We start from the raw sequence: 21,322 nt of genomic DNA on the forward strand, positions 1-21,322 counted from the left end.
CGCCCAGATAAAGGCAGAATTAGTCTATCGAGCGCAGCACTTCGCGCACATGGTCGATCAATTCATTGATCTGGCCCTTGGTGATGATCAGCGGCGGCGACAGCGCGATGATGTCGCCGGTGGTGCGGATCAGCGCGCCGCGCTCGAACGCCTTGACGAAGGCCGAGAAGGCACGCTTGGTCGGCTGGCCGGCGATCGGCGCCAGCTCGATCGCACCGATCAGGCCGATATTTCTGATGTCGATGACGTTCGGCTCGCCCTTCAGCGAATGCAGCGCGTCTTCCCAGTACGGTGCCAGTTCCTCGCCGCGCGTCAGCAGGCCCTCTTCCTTGTAGGTGTCGAGCGTGCCCAGTGCCGCCGCGCAGGCGATCGGATTGCCCGAATAGGTGTAGCCGTGGAAGAACTCGATCATATGCTCGGGGCCGGTCATGAAGGCGTCGTGGATTTCCTTCTTCACGAACACCGCGCCCATCGGGACAACGCCGTTGGAGACGCCTTTGGCGGTGGTCATGATGTCGGGCGTAACCCCGAAATAATCGGCGGCGAACGGCGTGCCGAGACGGCCAAAACCGGTGATGACCTCGTCGAAGATCAACAGGATGCCGTGCTTGGTGCAGATTTCGCGCAGCTTCTGCAGGTAGCCCTTGGGCGGCAGGATGACGCCGGTGGAGCCGGCGACCGGCTCCACGATGACGGCGGCGATGGTCGAGGCGTCATGCAGGGCGACGATGCGCTCCAGCTCGTTGGCCAGTTCCGCGCCATGTTCCGGCACGCCCCTGGTGAAGGCGTTCTTTTCCGGCAGATGGGTGTGCGGCATGTGGTCGACGCCGCCGAGCAGCGTGCCGAACATCTTGCGGTTGGTGACGATGCCGCCGACCGAGATGCCGCCGAAATTGACGCCGTGATAGCCGCGCTCGCGGCCGATCAGGCGGGTGCGCGCCCCCTCGCCCTTGGCGCGGTGATAGGCGATCGCCATCTTCAACGCCGTCTCGACCGATTCCGAACCGGAATTGGTGAAGAAGACATGGTCCATGCCCTTGGGCGCGAGGTCGACCAGGCGGTTGGCCAGTTCGAAGACGATCGGATGACCCATCTGGAAGGCCGGCGCATAGTCGAGCTCGGCGGCCTGCTGCTGGATGGCCTCGGTGATCTTCGGCCTGCAGTGGCCGGCATTGACGCACCAGAGACCGGCGGTGCCGTCCAGCACCTTGCGGCCATCGCTGGTCGTGTAGTGCATGTCCTTGGCGGACACCATCATGCGCGGCGCCTGCTTGAACTGCCGGTTTGCCGTGAACGGCATCCAGAATGCGTTGAGATCGTTCGGCGTGACTTTCAGCCGGTTGGACATGACCAAGACTTCCCCTTGTAACCTGTTTCGGTGCGGCTAACGCTTGGTCTTCCCAACACTTGGTCTTCGCGACGATTTCGTGCTACGCAAATTTTTGACCGATTGGACAAACGTTAGCACCGCCCTGTCGGCGGTCAAGGGATTACTAGCGGAAATGCGGCACCTGAAGTGCGTTCCACAGCCTGGGGAAAAACTGGTCCAGAGAATTGGTCCAGATGACCTTGAACGCGAGGTTTGGCAAAGCGAGGGCCGGCAACGGTGAACACCGGCACGGACGCCCCTCGCCGCACCCGCATCCAGCAGGAAAAGCGCGAACTCATCCTGGAGGCGGCGCTCGAGGTTTTCTCCACCAACGGTTTTCGCGGCTCGACCATCGACCAGATCGCCGAAGCCGCCGGCATGTCGAAGCCGAACCTGCTCTACTATTTCCGCCGCAAGGAAGACATTCACGAGACGCTGATGCAGCGGCTGCTCGACACATGGCTGGCGCCGCTGCGCGAGCTCGACGACATCGGCGATCCCCTCACCGAATTGCGCAGCTACATCAGGCGCAAGCTGGAGATGGCGCGCGATTTTCCGCGCGAGAGCCGGCTGTTCGCCAACGAGATCCTGCAAGGCGCGCCGCGCATCATGCCGCTGCTGGCCGGCGAGCTGAAAACGCTGGTAGACGAGAAGGCCGCCGTCATCAAGGGCTGGATGCGCGCCGGCAAGATCGCCAGGACCGACCCGTGGCACCTGATCTTCTCGATCTGGGCGACGACGCAGCATTATGCCGATTTCGACGTCCAGGTCCGTGCCGTGCTCGGCCCGAACCGCGGCGGCGACGGCCGCTTCGAGGACGCAGCGCGGTTCCTGGAGCAATTGTTCCTCGACGGACTGAAGCCGAAGACCTGACGTTTTGACGCCTCAGGCGCTGCGCCGTTCGGCCGGCAGCGCGTCCAGCAATGTCTGAAGCTTGGCGACAGAGTTCTGCTCGGCAAGCGGCGTGTAGACGATCAGCTTCATGTCGGAGCCGTCGTCGATCGACAGGCTCATATGTTCGAAAGCCATGGCACCGGCGATCGGATGCCGAAGATGCTTCACGCCGGACAGGCGATGCACCACGTCGCGCTGCGGCCACCATTCACGGAACTCGGGGCTTGAGCGCATCATGAGTTCGATCAACCGCTCGAAATCCGGATCACCGACATATCTGGCGCTTTCAGCGCGGAAAGCAGCAAGGGTTGCGCGCGCCAGTCCTTCCCAGTCGACTAGCAGGTGCCGCCGTTGCGGATCGGTGAACACGCCATGGATGATGTTGCGGGCGTCGCCCTCCAGCAGCCCGTAGTCGCCGAAAATGGCAACCGCCCCGGCATTCCAGGCCAGCACATCCCAGCGCGGTCCTACGACATAGGCCGGCTGCAGGACCAGGCTTTGCAGCATATGCAGCAACGGGCCGTCCACCCTTTCCGGTGCAATACGCCGCCGCTCGGGCTGCTGGCGGCCGGCAAGGGTGAACAGATGCCGCTTCTCCGCGGCGTCGAGGCGCAGCGCCCCGCACAGCGCCGTCAGTACTTCCACCGAGGGCCGCACGTCCCTGCCCTGCTCCAGCCATGTGTACCAGGTGGTGCCGACACCGGCGATCATCGCCACCTCCTCGCGGCGCAGGCCCGGCGTACGCCGCCTGAGGCCGGTGGCTATGCCTGTTGCCGACGGCGTCAGCCTTTCGCGCCGCGAGCGCAGGAAAGCGCCCAGCTCGCGCCTGCGGCTGTCTTCAGCGGAATGAGCGGGGGCAGAGCGGGGTTGGGGGTCCATGAGCTATTATAGCAGTATTGATACCAGGATAAAGTTTGAACTGTTTGGCATGCGCCAGCAGTCCCATCTTCCGTTCAGAGCAACAGAACGGAGGCTCTGAACATGGAACTCAAAGACAAGACAATCCTCGTCACCGGGTCGACCGACGGCGTCGGCCGCGTCGTCGCGCAGCGGCTCGGCGCCGGTGGCGCCCGCGTGCTGGTACATGGCCGCGATGCAACGCGCGGCAAGGCGACGGTCACCGAGATCGAAGCCGCCGGCGGCAGAGCCGAGCTTCTGGTCGCCGACCTCTCCTCTCTGGCGGAGGTGCGCCGCCTCGCCGAGGCCGTTCGCGCCAGCACGGACCGCCTCGACATCCTCATCAACAATGCCGGCATCGGCACATCAGGCCAAGGGGCCAAAAGGCAAGTCAGTGCAGACGGTTACGAGCTGCGCTTCGCCGTCAACTATCTTGCCGGCTTCCTGCTGACATCGGAGCTTCTGCCGTTGCTGAAGGCGAGCGCGCCGGCGCGTATCGTCAATGTCGCCTCGGCCGGCCAGCAGGCGATCGACTTCGGCGATGTCATGCTGACCCGCTCCTATGACGGCATGCGCGCCTACTGCCAGAGCAAGCTGGCGCAGATCCTGTTCACCATCGACCTTGCGCAGAACCTGAAGGGCACCAGCGTCACCATCAATGCGCTGCATCCGGCCAGCTACATGAACACCACCATGGTCCGCCAGGCCGGTGTGACGCCATGGAGTTCGGTCGAGACCGGCGCCGACGCCATCCTCAACCTCGCGACGTCATCGGCGCTGGAAGGACGCAGCGGTCTTTATTTCGACGGCCTGCGGGAATCCCGCGCCGACGCTCAAGCCTACGACGCCAAGGCAAGACAACAATTGCGAACCTTGAGCCTCGACCTCGTTGGCCTCGCCTCCCCAATATCGAAGGAACAGCATTCATGACCAAGGCAATCGAACACACCGTCATCATCGGCGGCTCGTCCGGCATCGGTCTGGCGACGGCGCGCAAACTGCTTGGTCCCGGCATGAAGGTGACCATCACCGGACGCAACCAGGACAGGCTCAACAGCGCATGGAAGAGCCTTGGCGGCGCTGTCGACAAGGCTGCGTTCGATGCCGCGAATCCCGACGAGGTCAGCCAGTTCTTCGAGCGCCTCGGCCCGTTCGATCACCTGGTCCTGGCGGCCAGCGGCGGGAAGGGCCTTGGCCCCTTCCAGACGCTTGACCTGGCCGACATCGGCAGCGGTGTCGACGAGAAAGTAAGGCCGCAACTGTCCTGCCTGCAGGCGGCGTTGCCGACGCTGAACAAGAGTGGATCGGTCACCTTCATCTCGGCGGTCTCGGCTCAGCTTGCGATGCCGGGCGTCGCCGGCATCGCCGCCATCAACGGCATGCTGCTGACAGTGGTGCCGATCCTGGCTGTTGAGCTGAAGCCGCTGCGTGTCAATGTCGTGGCACCCGGCGTCATCGATACGCCCTGGTGGGATTTTCTGGCCGAGGAGCAGCGGCGGGCGATCTTTGCCGACTATGCCGGCAAGACCCCGGTTGGCCGCGTCGGTCGCGCCGAGGATGTCGCCGGCGCCATCGCCTTTCTCGTCTCCAACGGCTTCATGACCGGGCAGGTGCTGACCTGCGACGGTGGCCTGCGATTTGCGGCGTAGAGACAAGCAATATGAGCGACGCCAAGACCTGCTACCTGCTCGGCTTCCTTGGAACGCGCGGCAAATTCTTCACGTTTACGGGCCTGTCGCCCGCCGGTCTTGCCGTATCTGAAACAGGATGGTCCGGAACATGAGAATAATCGGACGTATCGGCCCCATACATCTTGTTGTCGATTGCTTCCTGCCAGCTGGCGTCAGCATCGGATGGTGAAATGCCGGCGGCTTCATGGCGGGTAGCGCGAGGATTGAGCCAATCTAGCGTGATCTCACGCACCAAACGTGCAAAGAGTCCCATCGAACCGTTCCTTTCCTGCCGAATATCCTTCCAAACTGCGCGATTGCGTCGCTCGGTTGGATCTAAAGTTGACCTCTCAGCCAGGCGAGCGTTTCGGCAACGCCGGCAAGGCCGTACCGCGCGGTGGTATGCGCTGGTGGTTTGATCCGTATCGATATACCGCCGGCATCATTGACGGCCTCAAAACCGTTTTCATCAGGTGTATCGTCGCCCAGGAAGACCGGGCGGCGGCCCGTGAATGGCGCGATGCCCATGAACCGCCGGATCGCGGCACCCTTGGCTGCCTCGAGCGGCAGCAGTTCCACTCCGGCATTGCCGGCAACCACCCGGTAGCCCTTTGGCAGGCTGGCCAGCGCCTGCTCGACAAGCTGCGTCGCGCGCGGAAGCAGATGCGGCGCAGCGCGCGTGTGGATCGCCAGCACCCGGCCCTTGCGCTCGATATAGGCTTGCCCACGACCGAGCTCGGCCTCGATCTCGTCGGCAAGAGCGGCAATATCCGCCGGCTCTCCCGCGACTTCGACGTCGTCGTCCGGCAGCAGCCTGTGTTCCAGGCCATAAAGCCCGGCCGCCCGCAGTTTCAAAGGTTGAAACAGCTGGTCCACGGCCGCAACGGAGCGGCCTGTGATAACGGCCAATGCCCCGTTCAACTTGTGATCCAGGCCCTGCAGCAAAGAGCGAAGTTCGTCGCTGACCGACACGGCGTCCGGATGTTCCGCATGTTCCAAAAGGGTGCCGTCAATGTCGAGGAACAGCGCCCATTCGCCGGTCAGCACAGTCTGCGGCCTTTGCAGGGTCTCGCCTATAACCTTTTGCAGGGTCTCGCTCATGACATTGCCAGCCGTTTGCGCTCGAACATGGAAACGACATTGTCGACGCTTGGAGGCTGCCGGTCGCCAGTGCCGGTTGCCCGATCGACGTCGCCGCGCTTGCGCAAGCGCGCCGCATCGAGAAGCATGCTGCCGGCCCAGCGATAGACATTGTTGTCGCGCACCATCTGCCGCATCGGCCGCATGCGCTCGCGCTGCTCGTCCGGCGTCATGGTCAGCGCCTGCAGCAGCGTCTCGCTCATCATGGCGGCATCGTAGGGATTGACGATCAGCGCTTCCAGCAATTCGCGCGAGGCGCCGGCGAATGTGCTGAGCATCAAAACGCCCTGTTCGTCGTCGCGCGCCGCGACGAATTCCTTGGCGACCAGGTTCATGCCGTCATGCAGGCTGGTGACCATGCATATGTCGGCGGCGCGATAGATCTCATAGACCTGTTCCTGCGTGTGATGTTCAGCCACCATGATCACCGGCTTGTAGCCATCGCGGCCATAACGCTCGTTGAGCTCTTCGGCATAGCGGTGGCATTCGTCGTGGAGCTGCTTGTAGGCCGGGAGCGTGCCGCGGCTGGGTGCCGCGATCTGCAGAAAGACCAGTTTTCCGATCCATTCCGGGTATCGTTTGAACAATTCGTCCAGCGCTTGAAACCGATCCAGGATGCCCTTGGTGTAGTCGAGACGTTCGACGCCGACGCCAAGCTTCACATCCGCTTTCAGCCCGAACCTGTTGCGCAGGCGGGCGCGGCAATCATCGACATCAGGCAATTTTGCCAGAAGGGCCGCCGGCCATTCTATCGAGATGGGATAGGCGTGTACCAGCGTCGTCTGCCCGCCATAGGAGATCGCCGCATCGGCTCGCTCGATGCGGCTCTCCAGGAAGCGATCGACGCTTTCGGTGAAATTGTTGGCATGGAACTGGGTGTGGAAACCGATGATCGAGCTGCCGAGCAGCCCCTCGAGGATGCGTTCACGCCACGGACAGATGCTGTATACTTCCGAGTTCGGCCATGGGATGTGCCAGAAGGTGATGACGATCGCCTCGGGCAGGCGCTCGCGGATCATCCGTGGCAGCAGCGCGAAATGGTAGTCCTGAACCAGCACGATCGGCCGCTCGTTGCGTGCCTCGGCCACCACCGTATCGGCGAACTTCCGGTTGACGGCTTCATAGGCTTCCCAGTCCGATGCGCGAAAAATCGGCCGGGTAAAGGCGATATGGCAAAGCGGCCACAGGCCTTCATTGGCGAAGCCGAGGTAGTAGCCCTGATGTTCTTCCTCCGTCAACCAGACCCGGCGCAACGTGTAGGACGGATTGCCGGGCGGCACCTGTACCCGGTCGTCCTTGTCGACGGTGAGGCGATCCGCCGTTCCGCCGCCATAGGCGATCCAGGTGCCGGCGCAGGCGCGGGTGATCGGCTCCAGCGCCGAAACCAGGCCGCTGGCCGGAACCACCAGTTCGACGCCATCATCCCTGACATTGTGGATATACGGCTCGCGGTTGGAGACCACGATGACCTGCGCATCGGGCAGATCGTCGGCCAGGATCTTGCGCAATGTTTCGGGCGACCATGTCACCAGGGCGGCGTCGGCCGATTGGCCGTTCTTTTCGAACTCCCGAATCACCTTGCGCGCGGCTTCCGCGGCCACGTCCTCGCCCGCCGGATGGGTAACCGCGGGAGGGTGATTGCGGCGTTGCCGCGATATGGAGAAGAAAACGGCAAGAGCGGAGAGACCAAGGCTTGCAAGGATCAGAACCCAGAGCAGGTCCGCACCATAATCTGTCATTGGAATACCAACTCGTCTCCGGCCGTTCGGCGGCCTTTTTGTTCGTGTTTCCGATTTGGAACTGTCCGCTGGCGACCCGGTCGCCGTCCGAACCTGAATTTGCAACGCACAAAGCCGGGATCGGTTCCGAGTTGATCCGGATCAGGTCCTGACGATGAGCGGCACCAGGCCTTCATGCCGGTCGGCAAGAAAGGCGACGACGCGGTCGCCAACGCGCTGGAACGTGAGATCGACCATTCTTTCGCCGACGCCCAGGTGCCGCAGCGTGAGTGTGTCGATGCCGATCGGCAGCCTCGGACGGGTAACGCGGATCTCGCCATCCCAGCCATCGATTTCCAGGCCAAGGCAGGCCTGCATCAGCATGAAGGCGGAACCCGCCGACCACGCCTGCGGCAGGCAGGCGACGGGATAGGCGATCGGTGCTTCGCCAGGCGCGCGCGTAAAACCGCAGAACAGTTCCGGCAACCGCATGTTGAAATGGACCGCGGATTCGAATGTGCCACTCATCAGGCGGACCACGCTGTCGCGCTCGCCATAACGCGCCAGGCCGGCGCCGCATAGGGCGGTGTCATGCGGCCAGATCGAGCCATTGTGGTACGACATCGGGTTGAAGAACACGGCATCGTCGGCAAGCGTCCTCAACCCCCAGCCGGAATGGAAGGAGGCGGAAAGAAGCTGATCGGCGACCATCCGCGCCCGCTCCGGCGCAGGCAACCCGACAAGGAGAAGATGTCCGGCATTCGAGGTCCGCACCTTGCAGGGCTCGCCGGCACCGTCGATCGCCAAGGCATAGAAGCCGAGATCGTCGAGCCAGAAATCGCGTTCCACCGCGGCCCGCATGGCCTCGGCGCGGCTATCCCAATGATCGGCTCTGTCGTCCTCGCCGCGGCGACGGGCGAGCTTCGCCAGCCCCCGGAAGGCGGCAAAGACATAGCCTTGCACCTCGACCAGCGCGATCGGACCCTTGGGGATGCGGCCATCGGCATGAAAGACGGAATCGAAGCTGTCCTTCCAGCCCTGGTTGGCCAGGCCGGACTCGGCAGCCCGCTGGTAGGTCACGAATCCGGTCTCGCGGCCCGCCTCCTCCGTCCACTCGGCCGCGGCGCACAGCGACGGCCACAGGCTGTCGATGAACGCCATGTCACCGGTACGATCGGCATAGGCACAGGCGAGATGGATGTAGAGCGGCGTCGTATCGACGCCGCCATAGTAACGACCGAAGGGAAGTTCCAGCAGCGCGGCCATCTCGCCCTTGCGGGTCTCGTGCATGATCTTGCCCGGCTGCGAATCGCTGAACGGCGACGTCTCCGTCGCCTGATGCTGGGCCAGGAAGGCCAGCACGCCCCGCGCCAGGCCTGGGTTGAGCCAGAGCATCTGCAGCGCCGAGATGACGCCGTCACGGCCGAATGCCGTCGAGAACCAAGGGATGCCAGCATAGGGATAGGGTCCGGTCGCAAGCTCGGTGGTCAGCAGCGCGACATCGGCGCGGGCGCGCTCGACCCAGTCGTTGAAGACGCGACCGGAACTGTGCACCGTCGCGCCATGGCGGCGCTTGGCCCGCATGCCAAAGCGGGCCCGGGCGGCGGCGGCGCGAAACCGGTCGCGATCGGGCGCATTCGCCATCTCGGGACCGACCTCGACATAGAGCACCTTGCTGCTGCGCTTGGTCACGGCGAGCAGGAAATCGGCGCGGTCGGCCGTCAGCTGATCCGGTTCCTGCGAGAACGAAATCACCGATGCGCGCGCCAACCCGTCCAACCCGTCGTAGCGCAGCAGGACGGATGTCGCACCCGTCTCGGCCACATGGGCCAGGCCGCGCCGCGGCCGTGTCGAGCCGCGCACCTCGAACATGTCGCGGAAATCGGCGGCAAAGTGCAGGGAAACGCCGATTGTCGAGGTTTCCCGACTGTAGTTGGAAAGTCTGATGCGTTCGAACAGCCTGTCCTGCCAAAGCAGCCGGACGCGTTCGACGTGAATCGCGCCCTGCGGAATGTCGCGGCCGCCAGCACTCTGCATCGGTAGATTGGTCAGGTTGGTGGTGAACAGCACATTGTCCTGGCTGAGCGAGGCGCCAAGCAACGATGTCTGCCTGCCGCCGACGGTCAGCCTGAACTCGGAGAGCACCCGTGTGTCGTCGCGGAAGAAGCCATCGCCGGCGCCCCGTATGTCGCCATAGGCATCGGCAACGACAAAGCAGTCGCCCTGCTTGAGCGCAAACAGCCGGTGTGGCTCACGAGGAGCGGTTGCGTCGAGCGAGGCAAGCGCTACGGCTGGATCGAGCTGGCGCTCGTCGAGTTGGGCCATTCGTCACAAATCCCTGTCGTTTTGTTCCGTCGCCCGAGCACGTCGCCGTTCACGACGCCTTCGCTTGGGCCGGGACGCCGATCAGTCGCGCATAGGCGGCCAAATAGTCGCCGGCCATTCTTCTGGCGGAAAACCGCTTTTCGAAAACGGCTCTCACCTTTCGCCTGTCGAGTTGCAGCAAATCAGGCACGGCAGCGACCGCGCCATCCACCGTGTCAGCTATAAAGCCGGTCACGCCCTGATCGATGATTTCCGGCAGTGCGCCGCAATTCCAGGCGATCACCGGCGTACCGCAGGCCATTGCCTCGATGGCGACAAGGCCGAACGGCTCCGGCCAGTCGATCGGAAACAGCAGGCCGGCCGCATTGCCGAGAAATTCCGCCTTCTCGTCCTCCTCGATCTCGCCGACATAGTCGATGCGATCGCCGTCGATCAGAGGTTCGACCACCTCGTGGAAATAGGCGCGATCGTCGTCGCCGATCTTGGCCGCGAGCTTCAGCTTAAGCCCCGAGCGCAAGGCGATCTCGATGGCGCGATCCGGGCGCTTGTCGCGCGAGAACCGGCCGAGGAAGGCAAGGTAGGGTTCTTCCGCGGTCCTGAAAGTCGGTTCGTAGATATCAGGCGGCAGTCCATGGTGGATCGTTGCCAGCCAGTTGGCCTTGGCCAGGCCTGCCTTCTGGCTGTGTGAAATGGAAATCATCGGAAAGCGCGCGAAACGCTCATAGGCCGGCGCCAGGTCGACATAATCCAGCCTGCCATGCGGCGTCGTCACCGTCCGCTCCGCTATGTCCTCGAAGAAGGAAAAGTGCAGGAAGTGGCTTAGGTGAAAGTGGATGACGTCAAACTCTCGCGCGCGTTTGCGCACCTCGGCGAGCATTGAAAGATGCGCCGCAATCTCGGATTTGAGCGGGCGCGGATCGAGGCGAAGCGCGCATTCCCGGCCGGCTACCAGCCTGGCGGAGGTCTGGCTGTCGCCGCTCGCAAACAGCGTCACATTATGGCCCAAATCGACCAGCGCTTCGGTCAGATACGAGACGATGCGCTCGGTGCCACCGTAAAGTCTGGGCGGGACCGATTCATAAAGCGGCGCGACATGGGCGATTTTCATATTTCATCCCGGGATGCTCGGCATACAGGTGCGAAATGCGTCAACGGCTCGATTGGTTCCGATTTAAGATCGATGCCGTCGGGCTACAGAACCGCCCATCCAGGAATTGGCGACGGCCACACGGTCGCCGCCGGATCTGTCAAACCGACTGCGCGATCAGCGTCAGAAAACCGCCGCTCAGTGCGACATTGCCGACGAAGCCATTGATACGCGATGCGCGGTCCGGGCCCCGATGGTCCCAGAAATTGTGGAGCATCGGCGTGGCGACGATGAGGAACAGCAACAGCACCGCGGCGGCCATTGCCGTCCAGAGGCCCGCGATTACCACCAGACCGGCGACAATCTGCAGGACAATGCCGGTCCACAGCGCCAACCGCGCCTGCGGCACGCCGCGTGCTGCCATCAACTGGGTCAGGAACTCCGCGTTCTGGATGTTGCGCAGGCCGGCGAGAACGAAGGCGCCACCGAGCAACAGGCGGCCGAGAAACAACAGGATCGAAGGCAAATCGACAGGCATCAAACTCTCCCTTCAAAAACAGTTGGAGCGCCGCCTCGTCGACGGCGCTCCAAGACACAATTGGACAATCAGGCAGCCTTCGCCGTCGGCATCGGATGAATGGCCTGGAACGGAATGCACAGCCGGTTCCAGGTGTTGATCATGCCGAGCGCGACGGACAGTTTGACCAGTTCCTCTTCCGAGAAATGCTCGAGCGTCCTTGCATAGAGTTCGTCCGACACGCCGTTGTTGGCGATCAGTGTGACGGCCTCGGTCCAGGCGAACGCAGCCCGCTCGCGCTCGGAAAACAGCGGCGATTCCTTCCAGGCCGAAACCAGATAGAGCCGTTGCTCGGTCTCGCCGTCGCGCCTGGCCTCGCGGCTGTGCATCTCGACGCAGAACGAGCAGCCATTGATCTGCGACGCCCTCAGCTTGATCAGGTGCAGCAGGCTTTCCTCGAGTCCGCATTCGTCGACCGCCTTGTTGAGCGCCGACACCGCCTTCATGATCTCCGGCGCCTTGGCGAAAAATTGCAGCCTCTGTTTCATCTTGATGTCCCTTTACGCTTGCTTGGTTGAACTGGATTTCTGCTGCCGCTGATGGCGCGCCACGAAGGCACAGCCTGCGGCCACCGAACGCGGATCGGCATCGGTCATGTATTCCGCCACGATGTCGGACAGCTTTGCCTCGGCGAGTGCGGCGCGGTAGGCTTTCTCGGCCTTCAGCATCGCGGCATTGATGCCGCAGGGTTTGACATAGGCCGAGGCGTCGAGCCTGGCCGGACCGTTGCGGCGGATCTCGCCACAACGAAAGGCCGGTTCGCGCCCTTCGACGGCGAGCACGATATCGAGCAGCGTTATGCGCTCGGCCGGCCGCGCCAGCCGGTAGCCACCGGCCGGTCCCGAGACCGATTCCAGGATGCGCGCCGCGCTCAGCATGTTGAGATGCTTCAGGAGATAGCTCGGCGACAGGCCAAAGGCCTCCGCCATGGCGGAGGCCGGCATGGTCGCCTCGCCCTCGACGCCGGCCAGCATGGCGGCGCAGTGAATGGCTGCTTCAACGCCCTCGCCCAGCTTCATTGTGTCAGCCTCCTATTCATGGATAGTTTTTATCGTGGATAATTCTTATCCGCAATAGGAAACTGGACAATCTCCCCCTCTCGCGGACGATATAGCGTTGAGGGGTTGCGGTTGCAGGAAGTTCCTCGCCCCCGCGGGAGCGGGGGAGAGGTGGCCCGGCGAAGCCGGGACGGAGAGGGGGACGACCTTCGCGACGTCAGAAGCGCAGAGGAAAAGGCACGAGCAAATAAAAGGCCATCCGGACTTTGGGCAGTGCCCAGTCGTCCCGAAAGCCCCTCTCCGTCCCGGCTTCGCCGGGCCACCTCTCCCCACTTCGTGGGGAGAGGAAAACCCAAAACTACTCCGCCGCCACCTTGGCCATCGGGTTGTTCGGGTGCGTCGTCCAGTTGGCATAGACCGGCGACACCGGCTTGCCGGTGCGCTGGTCCATGACGCCTGCCGCCAGCGGTTCCATGGTGATGCAGTTCTCGACCGGGCAGACATTGACGCACAGATTGCAGCCGACGCACTCGGCTTCGATCACCTCGAAGTGCCTGACGCCATCGACCATGCTGGTGATCGCCTGGTGCGAGGTGTCCTCGCAGGCGATGTGGCAGCGGCCGCATTTGATGCAGGCGTCCTGGTCGATACGCGCCTTGGCGATGTAGTTGAGGTTGAGATACTGCCAGTCGGTGACGTTGGGCGTGGCGCGGCCGACGATGTCGTCGAGCGAGGCATGGCCCTTCTCGTCCATCCAGTTCTCGAGGCCGGCGATCATCTCCTGCACGATCTTGAAGCCGTAGGTCATCGCCGCCGTGCACACCTGCACATTGCCGGCGCCGAGCGCCATGAATTCGGCCGCGTCGCGCCAGGTGGTGATGCCGCCGATACCGGAGATCGGCAGGCCATGGGTTTCGGGATCACGCGCGATCTCGGCCACCATGTTCATGGCAATCGGCTTCACCGCCGGACCGCAATAGCCGCCATGCGACCCCTTGCCGTCGATGGTCGGCTGCGGCGCGAAACTGTCGAGGTCGACGCCGGTGATCGAATTGATGGTGTTGATCAGCGACACCGCGTCGGTGCCGCCGGCATGCGCCGCCCTCGCCGGCTTGCGCACATCGGTGATGTTGGGCGTCAGCTTGGTGATGACAGGCATGCGGGTATTCTGCTTGCACCAGCGCACCACCATTTCGATATATTCCGGCACCTGGCCGACTGCGGCACCCATGCCGCGTTCCGACATGCCGTGCGGGCAGCCGAAATTGAGCTCGATGCCATCGGCCTCCGTCTCCTCGACAACCGGCAGGATCGCCTTCCAGGCCTCCTCGACGCACGGCACCATCAGCGAGACGACGATGGCGCGGTCGGGCCAGTCCTTCTTGACCTGCTTGATCTCGCGCAGATTGACCTGCAGGTCGCGGTCGGTGATCAGCTCGATGTTGTTGAGCCCGAGCAGGCGGCGGTCGGCGCCCCAGATGGCGCCATAGCGCGGGCCGTTGACGTTGACCACCGGCGGGCCTTCCTCGCCCAGCGTCTTCCACACCACGCCGCCCCAGCCGGCCTTGAAGGCACGGATGACGTTGTAGGCCTTGTCGGTCGGCGGCGCCGAAGCCAGCCAGAACGGATTGGGCGATTTGATGCCGACGAAATTGTTGCGGATGTCTGCCATGACAGGTCCCTTTCAGCCGAGACGAAGGAGCAGTTCGACGGGTGCAAGAATGCCGCCTTCAAGCGCGGCGGTAAGATTGGCGATCTTGGTGCGGGCGTCCTCGCCCATGATGAGGCCGACGCCGGGCGGCGGTTTTTTGCCTTCGGCTTGCGCAGCCGCCATCCGGGCACGCATCGTCGCGAAGAATTCAATGGCAAAGGCGCCGCGCGGCCGCTCAGCGGTCACCGAGAACCCCGCGGCGGTTGCCGCCGAGCGATAATCGTGAGGCGTCGCGACGAAGGACATGGTTTGGTTCGACGCCCATGGCAGCGGATGGGTCAGCGCGCCGTCCTTCAGCCTCATGACATCGTAAACGGCGAAAACGCCGCCCGGCCGCAGCACGCGGGCGGCCTCGCTCATCAGCTTCGGCTTGTCGGGAAGGTTCATGCCGACATGCAGGATGACAGCCGCATCGAAGCTTGCATCCGCAAATGGCATATCCAGAGCGCTGCCTTGCACGAAGTGTGTCTTGCCAGCCATCCCGGTTCGCTTCGACAGGCTGGTCGCGATATCGACATAGCTTGGCGTCAGATCGATGCCGGTAACATCGGCGCCAACGCTGTTTGCAACAAAGCGAGCCGGGCCACCGACACCAGACCCAATATCGAGAAGCTTGGCCGCCGGCTTCAGACCCATCTGCTCGATGAGTTCCCTGGTGGCGGCCACGCCGCCAATGTGGAATTCGTCGACCGCTTCGAGATCGCCGGCGCGCAGATGGGCAACGTCCACGCCCGTATCGGCGAGCGCGGCAATGATCCGCTCCTCCAGACCCGATATGTCGTAGTGACGGGCGATGCCCGGTTCCACCGTGGCCATGATCCTATCCCTGAGCGAGGCTCCTGTGGATGCTCTCCGCCGCGTCGCGGCCTTGCGCGACGGCCGAGACGGTGAGGTCGTCGCCGCCAAAGATGCAGTCACCGCCAGCCCAGACCTTGGCGAGCGAGGTGCGGCCTTCCGCATCGACCTTGATGCGGCCGGCTTCGAGGTCGATCGCGGCACCGCTGCCATTGAGCGCTGTCGGCACAAAGCTCTGGCCGATCGCCTTGAACACCTGGTCGGCGACGAGCGTCAGCGTCTCGCCGGTGCCGGCAAGCCTGTCGCCATTCATGGCGGTGTATTCGAGTTCGATCGCCGACACCTTGCCGGCCTCAGCGACCACCCGCTTCGGCTGCAGCCAGTGGCGGATGCTGACGCCGTTGGCGGCGGCCAGATCCTGCTCGAACCCGGAAGCGTTCATGTGCTCCTGGCCGCGCCGGTAGCAGATCGTCACCTCCTCGGCGCCAAGCAGTTTCGACTGCACCGCCGCATCGATCGCCGTCATGCCGCCGCCGATGACAACGACGCGACGGCCGACCGGCAACCCCGAGAGATCGCTGGCCTGGCGCAATTCGGCAATGAACTCCACTGCATTGGTGACGCCGTCGGCGTCCTCGCCATCGGCGCGCAGTGCATTGACGCCGCCAAGCCCCATGCCGAGAAACACCGCATCGTAATTTCGGATCAGGTCGGACAGCTGATAGTCGCGGCCGAGCGCCTTGCCGTTCTGGATGTCGATGCCGCCGATGGCGGTGACGTAGTCGACTTCGGCCTGGGCGAAATTGTCGACGCTCTTGTAAGCGGCGATGCCATATTCATTGAGGCCACCCGCCTTCGGGCGCGCTTCCAGGATGGTCACGTCATGGCCATGCCGGGCAAGCCGGTGCGCGGCGGCAAGGCCTGCCGGCCCGGCCCCAACCACTGCAACCGTCTTGCCGGTGGCGGTGGCGCGTTGGTAAAATTGCTTGTTCTCGCCCATCGCGACATCGGTGGCATAGCGCTGCAGGCGGCCGATCTGCACCGGCTTGCCTTCCGCCACTTCGCGCACGCAGACCTCCTCGCACAGCGTCTCGGTCGGGCAGACGCGGGCACACATGCCGCCCAGAATGTTCTGGTCGAAGATCGTCTTGGCCGAACCGATCGGATTGCCGGTCGAGATCTGTCGGATGAACAGGGGAATGTCGATCGAGGTCGGGCATGCATTCATGCACGGCGCGTCGTAGCAGAAATAGCAGCGGTCGGATTCGACCAGCGCCTCGTGATGATCGAGCGGCGGATGCAGGTCGGAAAAATTGTCTGCATACTGGTCGGCCGCAAGCCGGCCGCCGGCAATACCCTCTTTGAACTGGCCTTCTGGCATCGTCAGTTCCCCATGTTTTCGTTTTGCGAAAGGCTAGCACGTTTTATTTTTTTATCAATTGGTCAATTTTCGGCGGAAGACACTGAAAAGGCTCGATAAAAACATGATTTTTTTAGTCATGTTATGACAGCTGCGGTTGCGTTTGCAGCGCGAATGAATGGCTGGGCTCGCCTGCACGGGCATCGATAGCCCTGACCTCGTCCATGGATCGACATTGTTGTTTGGGCGTTGTCGGATTTTCGTCGTGAAGATCGTCCTAGGATGGATCGTCCGAACGATCGATGCATGAACCGGTGAGGAGACCGACAATGCCAAAATCCCCGATGCCCTTCTTCTGGTACGAATTGATGACCACCGATCTCGACGCCGCCGAGACGTTCTACACCAAAGTGGTCGGCTGGACGGCGCAGCCTTTCGACAAGGCCCCCGGCATGCCGCGCTATATCGTCATGAATGTCGGCGAGCGTGGCGTCGGCGGCCTGATGACGATGCCTGAGGATGCCGCCAAGATGGGCATGCCGCCCGCCTGGCTCGGCTATATCCATACCAAAGACGTCGATGCCGCCACGGCATCGCTGGAGAAGGCCGGCGGTGCCGTACACCGCCAGCCCGACGACATTCCGGGCGTCGGCCGCTTTGCCGTCGTCGCCGATCCGCAGGGCGCGACCTTCATGTTCCTGCAGCCGAACGGCCCGGACCAGCCCATCGTGCCGGCCAGCACACCAGGCCATATCGGCTGGCACGAGCTTTACACATCGGATTGGAAGGCCGCGTTCGATTTCTATTCCGACCAGTTCGGCTGGGCCAATGCCGGCGATTTCGACATGGGCCCGATGGGCATCTACCAGACCTTTACCGCCGGTCCCGAATCCGGTGGCGGCATCATGAACAAGCCGCAACAGATCCCGGTGCCGGTCTGGCAGTTCTACTTCAATGTCGCGGCCATCGACGCGGCGGCAAAGCGGGTGACCGACAATGGCGGCAAGATCTTGATGGGGCCGATGGACGTCCCCGGCGGCAGCTGGATCGTGCAATGCCAGGACCCGCAAGGCGCGCATTTCGCTCTGATGGCCCCGGTACGGTAAGAGCTCACCGGAAGCTCGCAACGTTGTGAAGGCTGGCGATCCTTTGCGCCTCACTCTGTCCGCCAGACAGAGTGAGGCGCTGTCCCGCCAACCCCGCGCCTTTGACGATTATTCCGGCGTCAGCACCGCGACCTTAAGGTCAGCCTTTTTCGCGCCGCTGAACTGGACGGTGGCCGGGCCGGCTGCAAGCTTGAAACGCACACTCTTACGGATGCCGGGGCAGGTTTTCACGCCGCTATAGCCCACCGACTTCACGGCGTGGCCGTCCTGAATGACGTCGATCCAGGCCTCGCCCGACAGGCTTATCTGGATGGTTCCGTCGGGCGGCACCTGTAGGCTGGCGGTCGCACCAAACGTGCCTGGCGCCGGGGCATGTTCGGGCGGCACCGCGAAACCGGCCTTCTCGACCGGCACCAGCGCCAGCTCCGCGGCCGCGCCGACCGCCAGCGTCGCCCCGGACGGCGTTGCCGGCGCGGCGGCAAACAGCGCCTGTTCCCGCGTTACCGGCCACTTGAAGGCCTCACAACCGGCGTCCTCGGCCATGGCGGCCGTCGTTGCCGCCAGCATGGCTGCAAAACCAAGAGCGAGTGTCTTCATTGGCGAGGCTCCATAGGACTGAATGACGGATCGGGCGAGATGTGGCGCCAACTATAGCGCCTCGGACGGCGATGGCCAGATGCGAGCCGGCCGATCCCATCCGTCCGCCTCACAGCCCTCTCACCGACAATTGATGGCGGACCGGACTTTGTGAATGGCCCGGCTTTCGGCAATGATCTACGGCCGGGCGGGTAATAATGGAGTCATTTATGAAGCTTTTCGACAGCCTCGCCAAATACCAGCCGCAGGCTCTGGGCGTGCTGCGCATCGTGACGGCGCTGCAGTTCATCGAACACGGCAGCCAGAAGCTGTTCAACTTCCCCGTCAGCGCCCAACCCCATGCCCTTGGCGGGCTCTCGCTCGCCGCCGGAATTCTCGAATTCGCCGGTGGCATCCTGCTGGCGCTGGGCCTCCTCACCCGCCCGGTCGCGTTCCTTCTGGCCGGCGAAATGGCGATCGCCTATTTCATGGCGCACATGCCGCGCGACTTCTTCCCGGTCAACAACAGCGGCGATGCGGCGATCTCGTTCTGCTTCATCTTCCTCTATCTGGTGTTTGCCGGCGCCGGTGCCTTCGCGCTGGACAACCGCCGCGGCGCCTGAAGCCTTGAAAGGGATGCGTTCAGGCGCGCATCCGCTCGAAATTGGCATCGAACAGCGGCACCGCCTGCATGCGCGCCGCATGACGCTTGCCCAGGAGCTCGATCTCGAACCCGTCGCTCTCGTCGGCGATCTCCTTCGGCACGTAGCCGACGGCGACGGATTTTTTCGAATGATGCGCATAGCCGCCCGACGTCACCCAGCCGCGCACCGCGCCGCCGAACCAGATCGGCTCGTCGCCGATGACGTCGGCGTCGGCGGTGTCGACGATGAAGGCGCGCAGGCGAAGCTTGCCGCCCTGTTTGCGCTCGGCGAGTGCCGCAGCCTTGCCTATGAAATCCGCGTCCTTGCTGTAAGCGACGAAGCGATCGAGCCCGGCTTCCAGCGGCCCGTAGATCGGCCGGTACTCGCGCGCCCATGAGCCGTAATTCTTTTCCAGCCGCAGCGCGTTGAGCGCCCGCGAACCGAACAGGCCGACGCCAAACTCCTCGCCGGCCGCCACCAGCGCCTGGAACGCGGCGCGCTGATACTCCGGCGCCACCCAGATCTCATAGCCGAGGTCGCCGGTGTAGCTGACACGGCCGACCAGGCATGGCGCCATGCCGATGTCCATTTTCGCAACCGCCATGAACGGAAACGCCGCGTTGGAGACATCCGCGCGGCTGACCTTGGCCAGCACTTCCCGCGCCTTCGGCCCGGCGATAGCGAGGCCAGTGAGTTTCGGTCCCAGCGCCTCGATACGAACGGAGTCATCGCCAGGCAGATGCGTCTCGAACCAGCGCATGTGGTACTGCTCGGCGATGCCGGAGCCTGCGAGGAACCAGCCCTCCCTGCCGAGATTGGCCAGTGTGAAGTCGCCGATCAGCTTGCCGTCGTCCTTCAACATCGGCGCCAGCGTCATGCGACCGGGCTTCGGCAGCTTGCAGGCCAGCATCCGGTCCAGCCACACGGCCGCCCCCTCGCCCGTCACCTTGTATTTGGCGAAGCTCGAAATCTCGGACAGGCCGACACTGTCGCGAACGGTCGCGACCTCCCTGGCGACCTGGGTGAAATCGCTCGAGCGGCGCCACGAGAACTCGTCCTTGACGCCCTCCGGCGCATACCAGAGCGGCACCTCCAGCCCATAGGCGACGCCCCACTGCGCGCCCTTGGCCGAGAGCAGATCATAGACCGGCGTCGTCTTCAGCGGACGCCCGGCGGGCAGCTCCTCATTGGGGAAGCGGATCGAAAAGCGCCTGGAATAGTTCTCGCGCACCTTGGCGTTGGTGTAGGCCATCGTCGCCCAGTCGCCATAGCGCGCGACATCCATCGCCCAGATGTCGGCGCCGGGATCGCCCTCGATCATCCAGTTGGACAGCGCCAGGCCGACGCCGCCGCCTTGTGAAAAGCCGGCCATGACGCCGCAGGCGACCCAAAAACCCGGCAGGCCGCGCACCGGCCCGACCAGCGGGTTGCCGTCCGGCGCGAAGGTGAAGGGGCCGTTGATGATCTGCTTGATGCCGGTGTTCTGGAAGGCCGGGAAATGCCGAAACCCGACCTCCAGCGACGGCGCGATGCGATCGATGTCGGGCGCCAGCAATTCATGGCCGAAATTCCACGGCGTCTGGAACTCGGACCACGGTTTGTTGGCTTTCTCATAGGTGCCCATCAGCATGCCGCCGCGCTCCTGGCGCAGATAGAGTTCGCCGTCGAAATCGACCGCATGGATGATCTCGGTGCCGGTCTTGGCGTTCCAGGCAGCGACCTCCGGCATGTCTTCGGTGATCAGGTACATGTGCTCCATGGCCAGCACCGGCAGTTCCAGCCCAACCATGCGGCCGACCTCGCGCGCCCACAGGCCGCCGGCATTGACGACATGCTCGGCCACCACCTCGCCCTTGTTGGTGATGACCCGCCATAGTCCGTCGGCGCGCCGCACGATGTCCTCGACCTTGGTGAAGCGCTCGATCTCCGCGCCAAGTTTGCGCGCGGCCTTGGCATAGGCATGGGTAACCCCCGACGGATCGAGATGACCGTCCTCCTTGTTTCTGACGGCGCCGACGAACTGCTTGGGATCGAGCAGCGGCATCAGTTCGGCCGCCTCGCTGGGCGAGATTTCCTCAAGCTCGATGCCAAGATAGCGACCCTTGGCGACGACGCCGCGCAGCCAGTCGAGCCGCGCCTCGGTCGCCGCCAGAAGCACGCCGCCGGTCAGGTGTACGCCGGTCGCCTGGCCGGAAAGCTCCTCGATCTCCTTGTAGAGGTTGATGGTGTATTTCTGCAGCTTGGCGACGTTGGGGTCGCCATTGATGGTGTGCATGCCGCCGGCCGCGTGCCAGGTCGAGCCCGACGTCAGTTCGTCGCGCTCCAGAAGCACGACATCGGTCCAGCCATGGCGGGCCAGATGGAACAGTACGGAGCACCCGACGACACCACCGCCAATGACCACGACCTTTGCATGCGATTTCATGGGTTCTTCTCTGATATCAGTGAGTTGGAT

At 63.6% G+C, this 21,322-nt stretch carries 20 protein-coding genes; 6 read left to right on the forward strand and 14 right to left on the reverse strand.

Annotated elements, in window-relative coordinates:
• Window positions 1–19: 19 nt before the first annotated feature.
• Entirely contained in the window at window positions 20–1,348 is a 1,329-nt protein-coding gene (aptA, locus tag BPNPMPFG_RS08845) for an omega-aminotransferase AptA (protein ID WP_258594768.1), read from the reverse strand.
• 258 nt (window positions 1,349–1,606) lie between these two features.
• On the opposite strand from aptA, the gene BPNPMPFG_RS08850 reads away from it, so the two are divergent.
• A complete protein-coding gene (locus BPNPMPFG_RS08850) occupies window positions 1,607–2,242 on the forward strand; it encodes a TetR family transcriptional regulator C-terminal domain-containing protein (protein ID WP_258594769.1) in 636 nt (211 codons plus the stop codon).
• A 12-nt stretch (window positions 2,243–2,254) separates the two neighbouring features.
• Here the strand turns inward: BPNPMPFG_RS08850 and BPNPMPFG_RS08855 are convergent, their stop codons facing one another.
• Window positions 2,255–3,142 carry a helix-turn-helix transcriptional regulator gene (locus BPNPMPFG_RS08855; protein WP_258594770.1) on the reverse strand — a complete coding sequence of 296 codons (888 nt, stop codon included), beginning with the start codon at window positions 3,140–3,142 and terminating at the stop codon, window positions 2,255–2,257.
• Window positions 3,143–3,244: 102 nt separating this feature from the next.
• Here BPNPMPFG_RS08855 and BPNPMPFG_RS08860 point away from each other — a divergent pair, with 102 nt between their 5' ends.
• From BPNPMPFG_RS08860 to BPNPMPFG_RS08870, 3 genes are read left to right on the forward strand one after another with little or no spacing between them, the layout of a single operon-like run.
• Window positions 3,245–4,090 (forward strand): SDR family NAD(P)-dependent oxidoreductase, encoded by an 846-nt coding sequence (locus BPNPMPFG_RS08860; RefSeq protein ID WP_258594771.1) that lies wholly within the window; start codon window positions 3,245–3,247, stop codon window positions 4,088–4,090.
• Entirely contained in the window at window positions 4,087–4,809 is a 723-nt protein-coding gene (locus BPNPMPFG_RS08865) for an SDR family oxidoreductase (RefSeq protein WP_258594772.1), read from the forward strand. Before BPNPMPFG_RS08860 ends, BPNPMPFG_RS08865 begins: the two co-directional genes overlap by 4 nt.
• Before the next feature lie 11 nt (window positions 4,810–4,820).
• Window positions 4,821–4,943 carry a hypothetical protein gene (locus BPNPMPFG_RS08870; RefSeq protein ID WP_258594773.1) on the forward strand — a complete coding sequence of 41 codons (123 nt, stop codon included), beginning with the start codon at window positions 4,821–4,823 and terminating at the stop codon, window positions 4,941–4,943.
• 223 nt (window positions 4,944–5,166) lie between these two features.
• Here the strand turns inward: BPNPMPFG_RS08870 and otsB are convergent, their stop codons facing one another.
• The 10 genes from otsB to BPNPMPFG_RS08920 form a co-directional block, all read right to left on the reverse strand.
• Window positions 5,167–5,931, reverse strand: coding sequence for a trehalose-phosphatase (gene otsB, locus BPNPMPFG_RS08875; protein ID WP_258594774.1), 765 nt, complete (start codon window positions 5,929–5,931; stop codon window positions 5,167–5,169).
• Window positions 5,928–7,709 (reverse strand): alpha,alpha-trehalose-phosphate synthase (UDP-forming), encoded by a 1,782-nt coding sequence (locus BPNPMPFG_RS08880; RefSeq protein ID WP_258594775.1) that lies wholly within the window; start codon window positions 7,707–7,709, stop codon window positions 5,928–5,930. Before BPNPMPFG_RS08880 ends, otsB begins: the two co-directional genes overlap by 4 nt.
• A 141-nt stretch (window positions 7,710–7,850) precedes the next feature.
• The gene (locus BPNPMPFG_RS08885) at window positions 7,851–10,013 is read right to left on the reverse strand and encodes an amylo-alpha-1,6-glucosidase (protein ID WP_258594777.1); all 2,163 of its coding nucleotides are present in this window, start codon (window positions 10,011–10,013) and stop codon (window positions 7,851–7,853) included.
• Between the two features lie 49 nt (window positions 10,014–10,062).
• The gene (locus tag BPNPMPFG_RS08890) at window positions 10,063–11,121 is read right to left on the reverse strand and encodes a glycosyltransferase family 4 protein (RefSeq protein ID WP_258594778.1); all 1,059 of its coding nucleotides are present in this window, start codon (window positions 11,119–11,121) and stop codon (window positions 10,063–10,065) included.
• Between the two features lie 139 nt (window positions 11,122–11,260).
• Window positions 11,261–11,638, reverse strand: coding sequence for a DoxX family protein (locus tag BPNPMPFG_RS08895; RefSeq protein ID WP_258594779.1), 378 nt, complete (start codon window positions 11,636–11,638; stop codon window positions 11,261–11,263).
• Between the two features lie 68 nt (window positions 11,639–11,706).
• Complete coding sequence (locus tag BPNPMPFG_RS08900; RefSeq protein ID WP_258594780.1) at window positions 11,707–12,165, reverse strand: carboxymuconolactone decarboxylase family protein; 459 nt, start codon at window positions 12,163–12,165, stop codon at window positions 11,707–11,709.
• Window positions 12,166–12,177: 12 nt separating this feature from the next.
• Window positions 12,178–12,696, reverse strand: coding sequence for an RrF2 family transcriptional regulator (locus tag BPNPMPFG_RS08905; RefSeq protein WP_258594781.1), 519 nt, complete (start codon window positions 12,694–12,696; stop codon window positions 12,178–12,180).
• A 337-nt stretch (window positions 12,697–13,033) separates the two neighbouring features.
• A complete protein-coding gene (preA, locus tag BPNPMPFG_RS08910) occupies window positions 13,034–14,347 on the reverse strand; it encodes an NAD-dependent dihydropyrimidine dehydrogenase subunit PreA (RefSeq protein ID WP_258594782.1) in 1,314 nt (437 codons plus the stop codon).
• A gap of 12 nt (window positions 14,348–14,359) precedes the next feature.
• Window positions 14,360–15,202, reverse strand: coding sequence for a class I SAM-dependent methyltransferase (locus tag BPNPMPFG_RS08915; protein ID WP_258594784.1), 843 nt, complete (start codon window positions 15,200–15,202; stop codon window positions 14,360–14,362).
• Between the two features lie 4 nt (window positions 15,203–15,206).
• On the reverse strand, window positions 15,207–16,562 hold the full coding sequence (locus tag BPNPMPFG_RS08920) for an NAD(P)-dependent oxidoreductase (RefSeq protein WP_258594786.1): 1,356 nt from the start codon (window positions 16,560–16,562) through the stop codon (window positions 15,207–15,209).
• Window positions 16,563–16,870: 308 nt separating this feature from the next.
• Between BPNPMPFG_RS08920 and BPNPMPFG_RS08925 the strand changes: the two genes are divergently transcribed.
• A complete protein-coding gene (locus BPNPMPFG_RS08925; protein ID WP_258594787.1) occupies window positions 16,871–17,647 on the forward strand; it encodes a VOC family protein in 777 nt (258 codons plus the stop codon).
• A gap of 108 nt (window positions 17,648–17,755) precedes the next feature.
• Here the strand turns inward: BPNPMPFG_RS08925 and BPNPMPFG_RS08930 are convergent, their stop codons facing one another.
• Complete coding sequence (locus BPNPMPFG_RS08930; protein WP_258594789.1) at window positions 17,756–18,244, reverse strand: hypothetical protein; 489 nt, start codon at window positions 18,242–18,244, stop codon at window positions 17,756–17,758.
• Between the two features lie 209 nt (window positions 18,245–18,453).
• Here BPNPMPFG_RS08930 and BPNPMPFG_RS08935 point away from each other — a divergent pair, with 209 nt between their 5' ends.
• Window positions 18,454–18,846: a DoxX family protein gene (locus BPNPMPFG_RS08935; protein ID WP_258594790.1), complete on the forward strand. Its 393-nt coding sequence runs from the start codon at window positions 18,454–18,456 to the stop codon at window positions 18,844–18,846.
• 19 nt (window positions 18,847–18,865) lie between these two features.
• Here BPNPMPFG_RS08935 and BPNPMPFG_RS08940 read toward each other — a convergent pair whose 3' ends face one another.
• Window positions 18,866–21,292: a GcvT family protein gene (locus tag BPNPMPFG_RS08940; RefSeq protein WP_258594792.1), complete on the reverse strand. Its 2,427-nt coding sequence runs from the start codon at window positions 21,290–21,292 to the stop codon at window positions 18,866–18,868.
• Window positions 21,293–21,322 lie beyond the last annotated feature (30 nt).

Source organism: Mesorhizobium sp. AR07 (genome assembly GCF_024746815.1).
Classification (GTDB): domain Bacteria; phylum Pseudomonadota; class Alphaproteobacteria; order Rhizobiales; family Rhizobiaceae; genus Mesorhizobium.

Excerpts from the sequence above, each read along its gene's own strand:
- preA (WP_258594782.1), bottom strand. The coding sequence starts at position 14,347 with ATGGCAGACATCCGCAACAATTTCGTCGGCATCAAATCGCCCAATCCG.
- BPNPMPFG_RS08890 (WP_258594778.1), bottom strand. The coding sequence starts at position 11,121 with ATGAAAATCGCCCATGTCGCGCCGCTTTATGAATCGGTCCCGCCCAGA.
- BPNPMPFG_RS08855 (WP_258594770.1), bottom strand. The coding sequence starts at position 3,142 with ATGGACCCCCAACCCCGCTCTGCCCCCGCTCATTCCGCTGAAGACAGC.
- BPNPMPFG_RS08860 (WP_258594771.1), top strand. The coding sequence starts at position 3,245 with ATGGAACTCAAAGACAAGACAATCCTCGTCACCGGGTCGACCGACGGC.
- BPNPMPFG_RS08920 (WP_258594786.1), bottom strand. The coding sequence starts at position 16,562 with ATGCCAGAAGGCCAGTTCAAAGAGGGTATTGCCGGCGGCCGGCTTGCG.
- BPNPMPFG_RS08885 (WP_258594777.1), bottom strand. The coding sequence starts at position 10,013 with ATGGCCCAACTCGACGAGCGCCAGCTCGATCCAGCCGTAGCGCTTGCC.
- BPNPMPFG_RS08880 (WP_258594775.1), bottom strand. The coding sequence starts at position 7,709 with ATGACAGATTATGGTGCGGACCTGCTCTGGGTTCTGATCCTTGCAAGC.
- otsB (WP_258594774.1), bottom strand. The coding sequence starts at position 5,931 with ATGAGCGAGACCCTGCAAAAGGTTATAGGCGAGACCCTGCAAAGGCCG.
- BPNPMPFG_RS08915 (WP_258594784.1), bottom strand. The coding sequence starts at position 15,202 with ATGGCCACGGTGGAACCGGGCATCGCCCGTCACTACGACATATCGGGT.
- BPNPMPFG_RS08930 (WP_258594789.1), bottom strand. The coding sequence starts at position 18,244 with ATGAAGACACTCGCTCTTGGTTTTGCAGCCATGCTGGCGGCAACGACG.
- BPNPMPFG_RS08925 (WP_258594787.1), top strand. The coding sequence starts at position 16,871 with ATGCCAAAATCCCCGATGCCCTTCTTCTGGTACGAATTGATGACCACC.
- BPNPMPFG_RS08905 (WP_258594781.1), bottom strand. The coding sequence starts at position 12,696 with ATGAAGCTGGGCGAGGGCGTTGAAGCAGCCATTCACTGCGCCGCCATG.
- BPNPMPFG_RS08935 (WP_258594790.1), top strand. The coding sequence starts at position 18,454 with ATGAAGCTTTTCGACAGCCTCGCCAAATACCAGCCGCAGGCTCTGGGC.
- BPNPMPFG_RS08870 (WP_258594773.1), top strand. The coding sequence starts at position 4,821 with ATGAGCGACGCCAAGACCTGCTACCTGCTCGGCTTCCTTGGAACGCGC.
- BPNPMPFG_RS08900 (WP_258594780.1), bottom strand. The coding sequence starts at position 12,165 with ATGAAACAGAGGCTGCAATTTTTCGCCAAGGCGCCGGAGATCATGAAG.
- BPNPMPFG_RS08895 (WP_258594779.1), bottom strand. The coding sequence starts at position 11,638 with ATGCCTGTCGATTTGCCTTCGATCCTGTTGTTTCTCGGCCGCCTGTTG.
- aptA (WP_258594768.1), bottom strand. The coding sequence starts at position 1,348 with ATGTCCAACCGGCTGAAAGTCACGCCGAACGATCTCAACGCATTCTGG.
- BPNPMPFG_RS08865 (WP_258594772.1), top strand. The coding sequence starts at position 4,087 with ATGACCAAGGCAATCGAACACACCGTCATCATCGGCGGCTCGTCCGGC.
- BPNPMPFG_RS08940 (WP_258594792.1), bottom strand. The coding sequence starts at position 21,292 with ATGAAATCGCATGCAAAGGTCGTGGTCATTGGCGGTGGTGTCGTCGGG.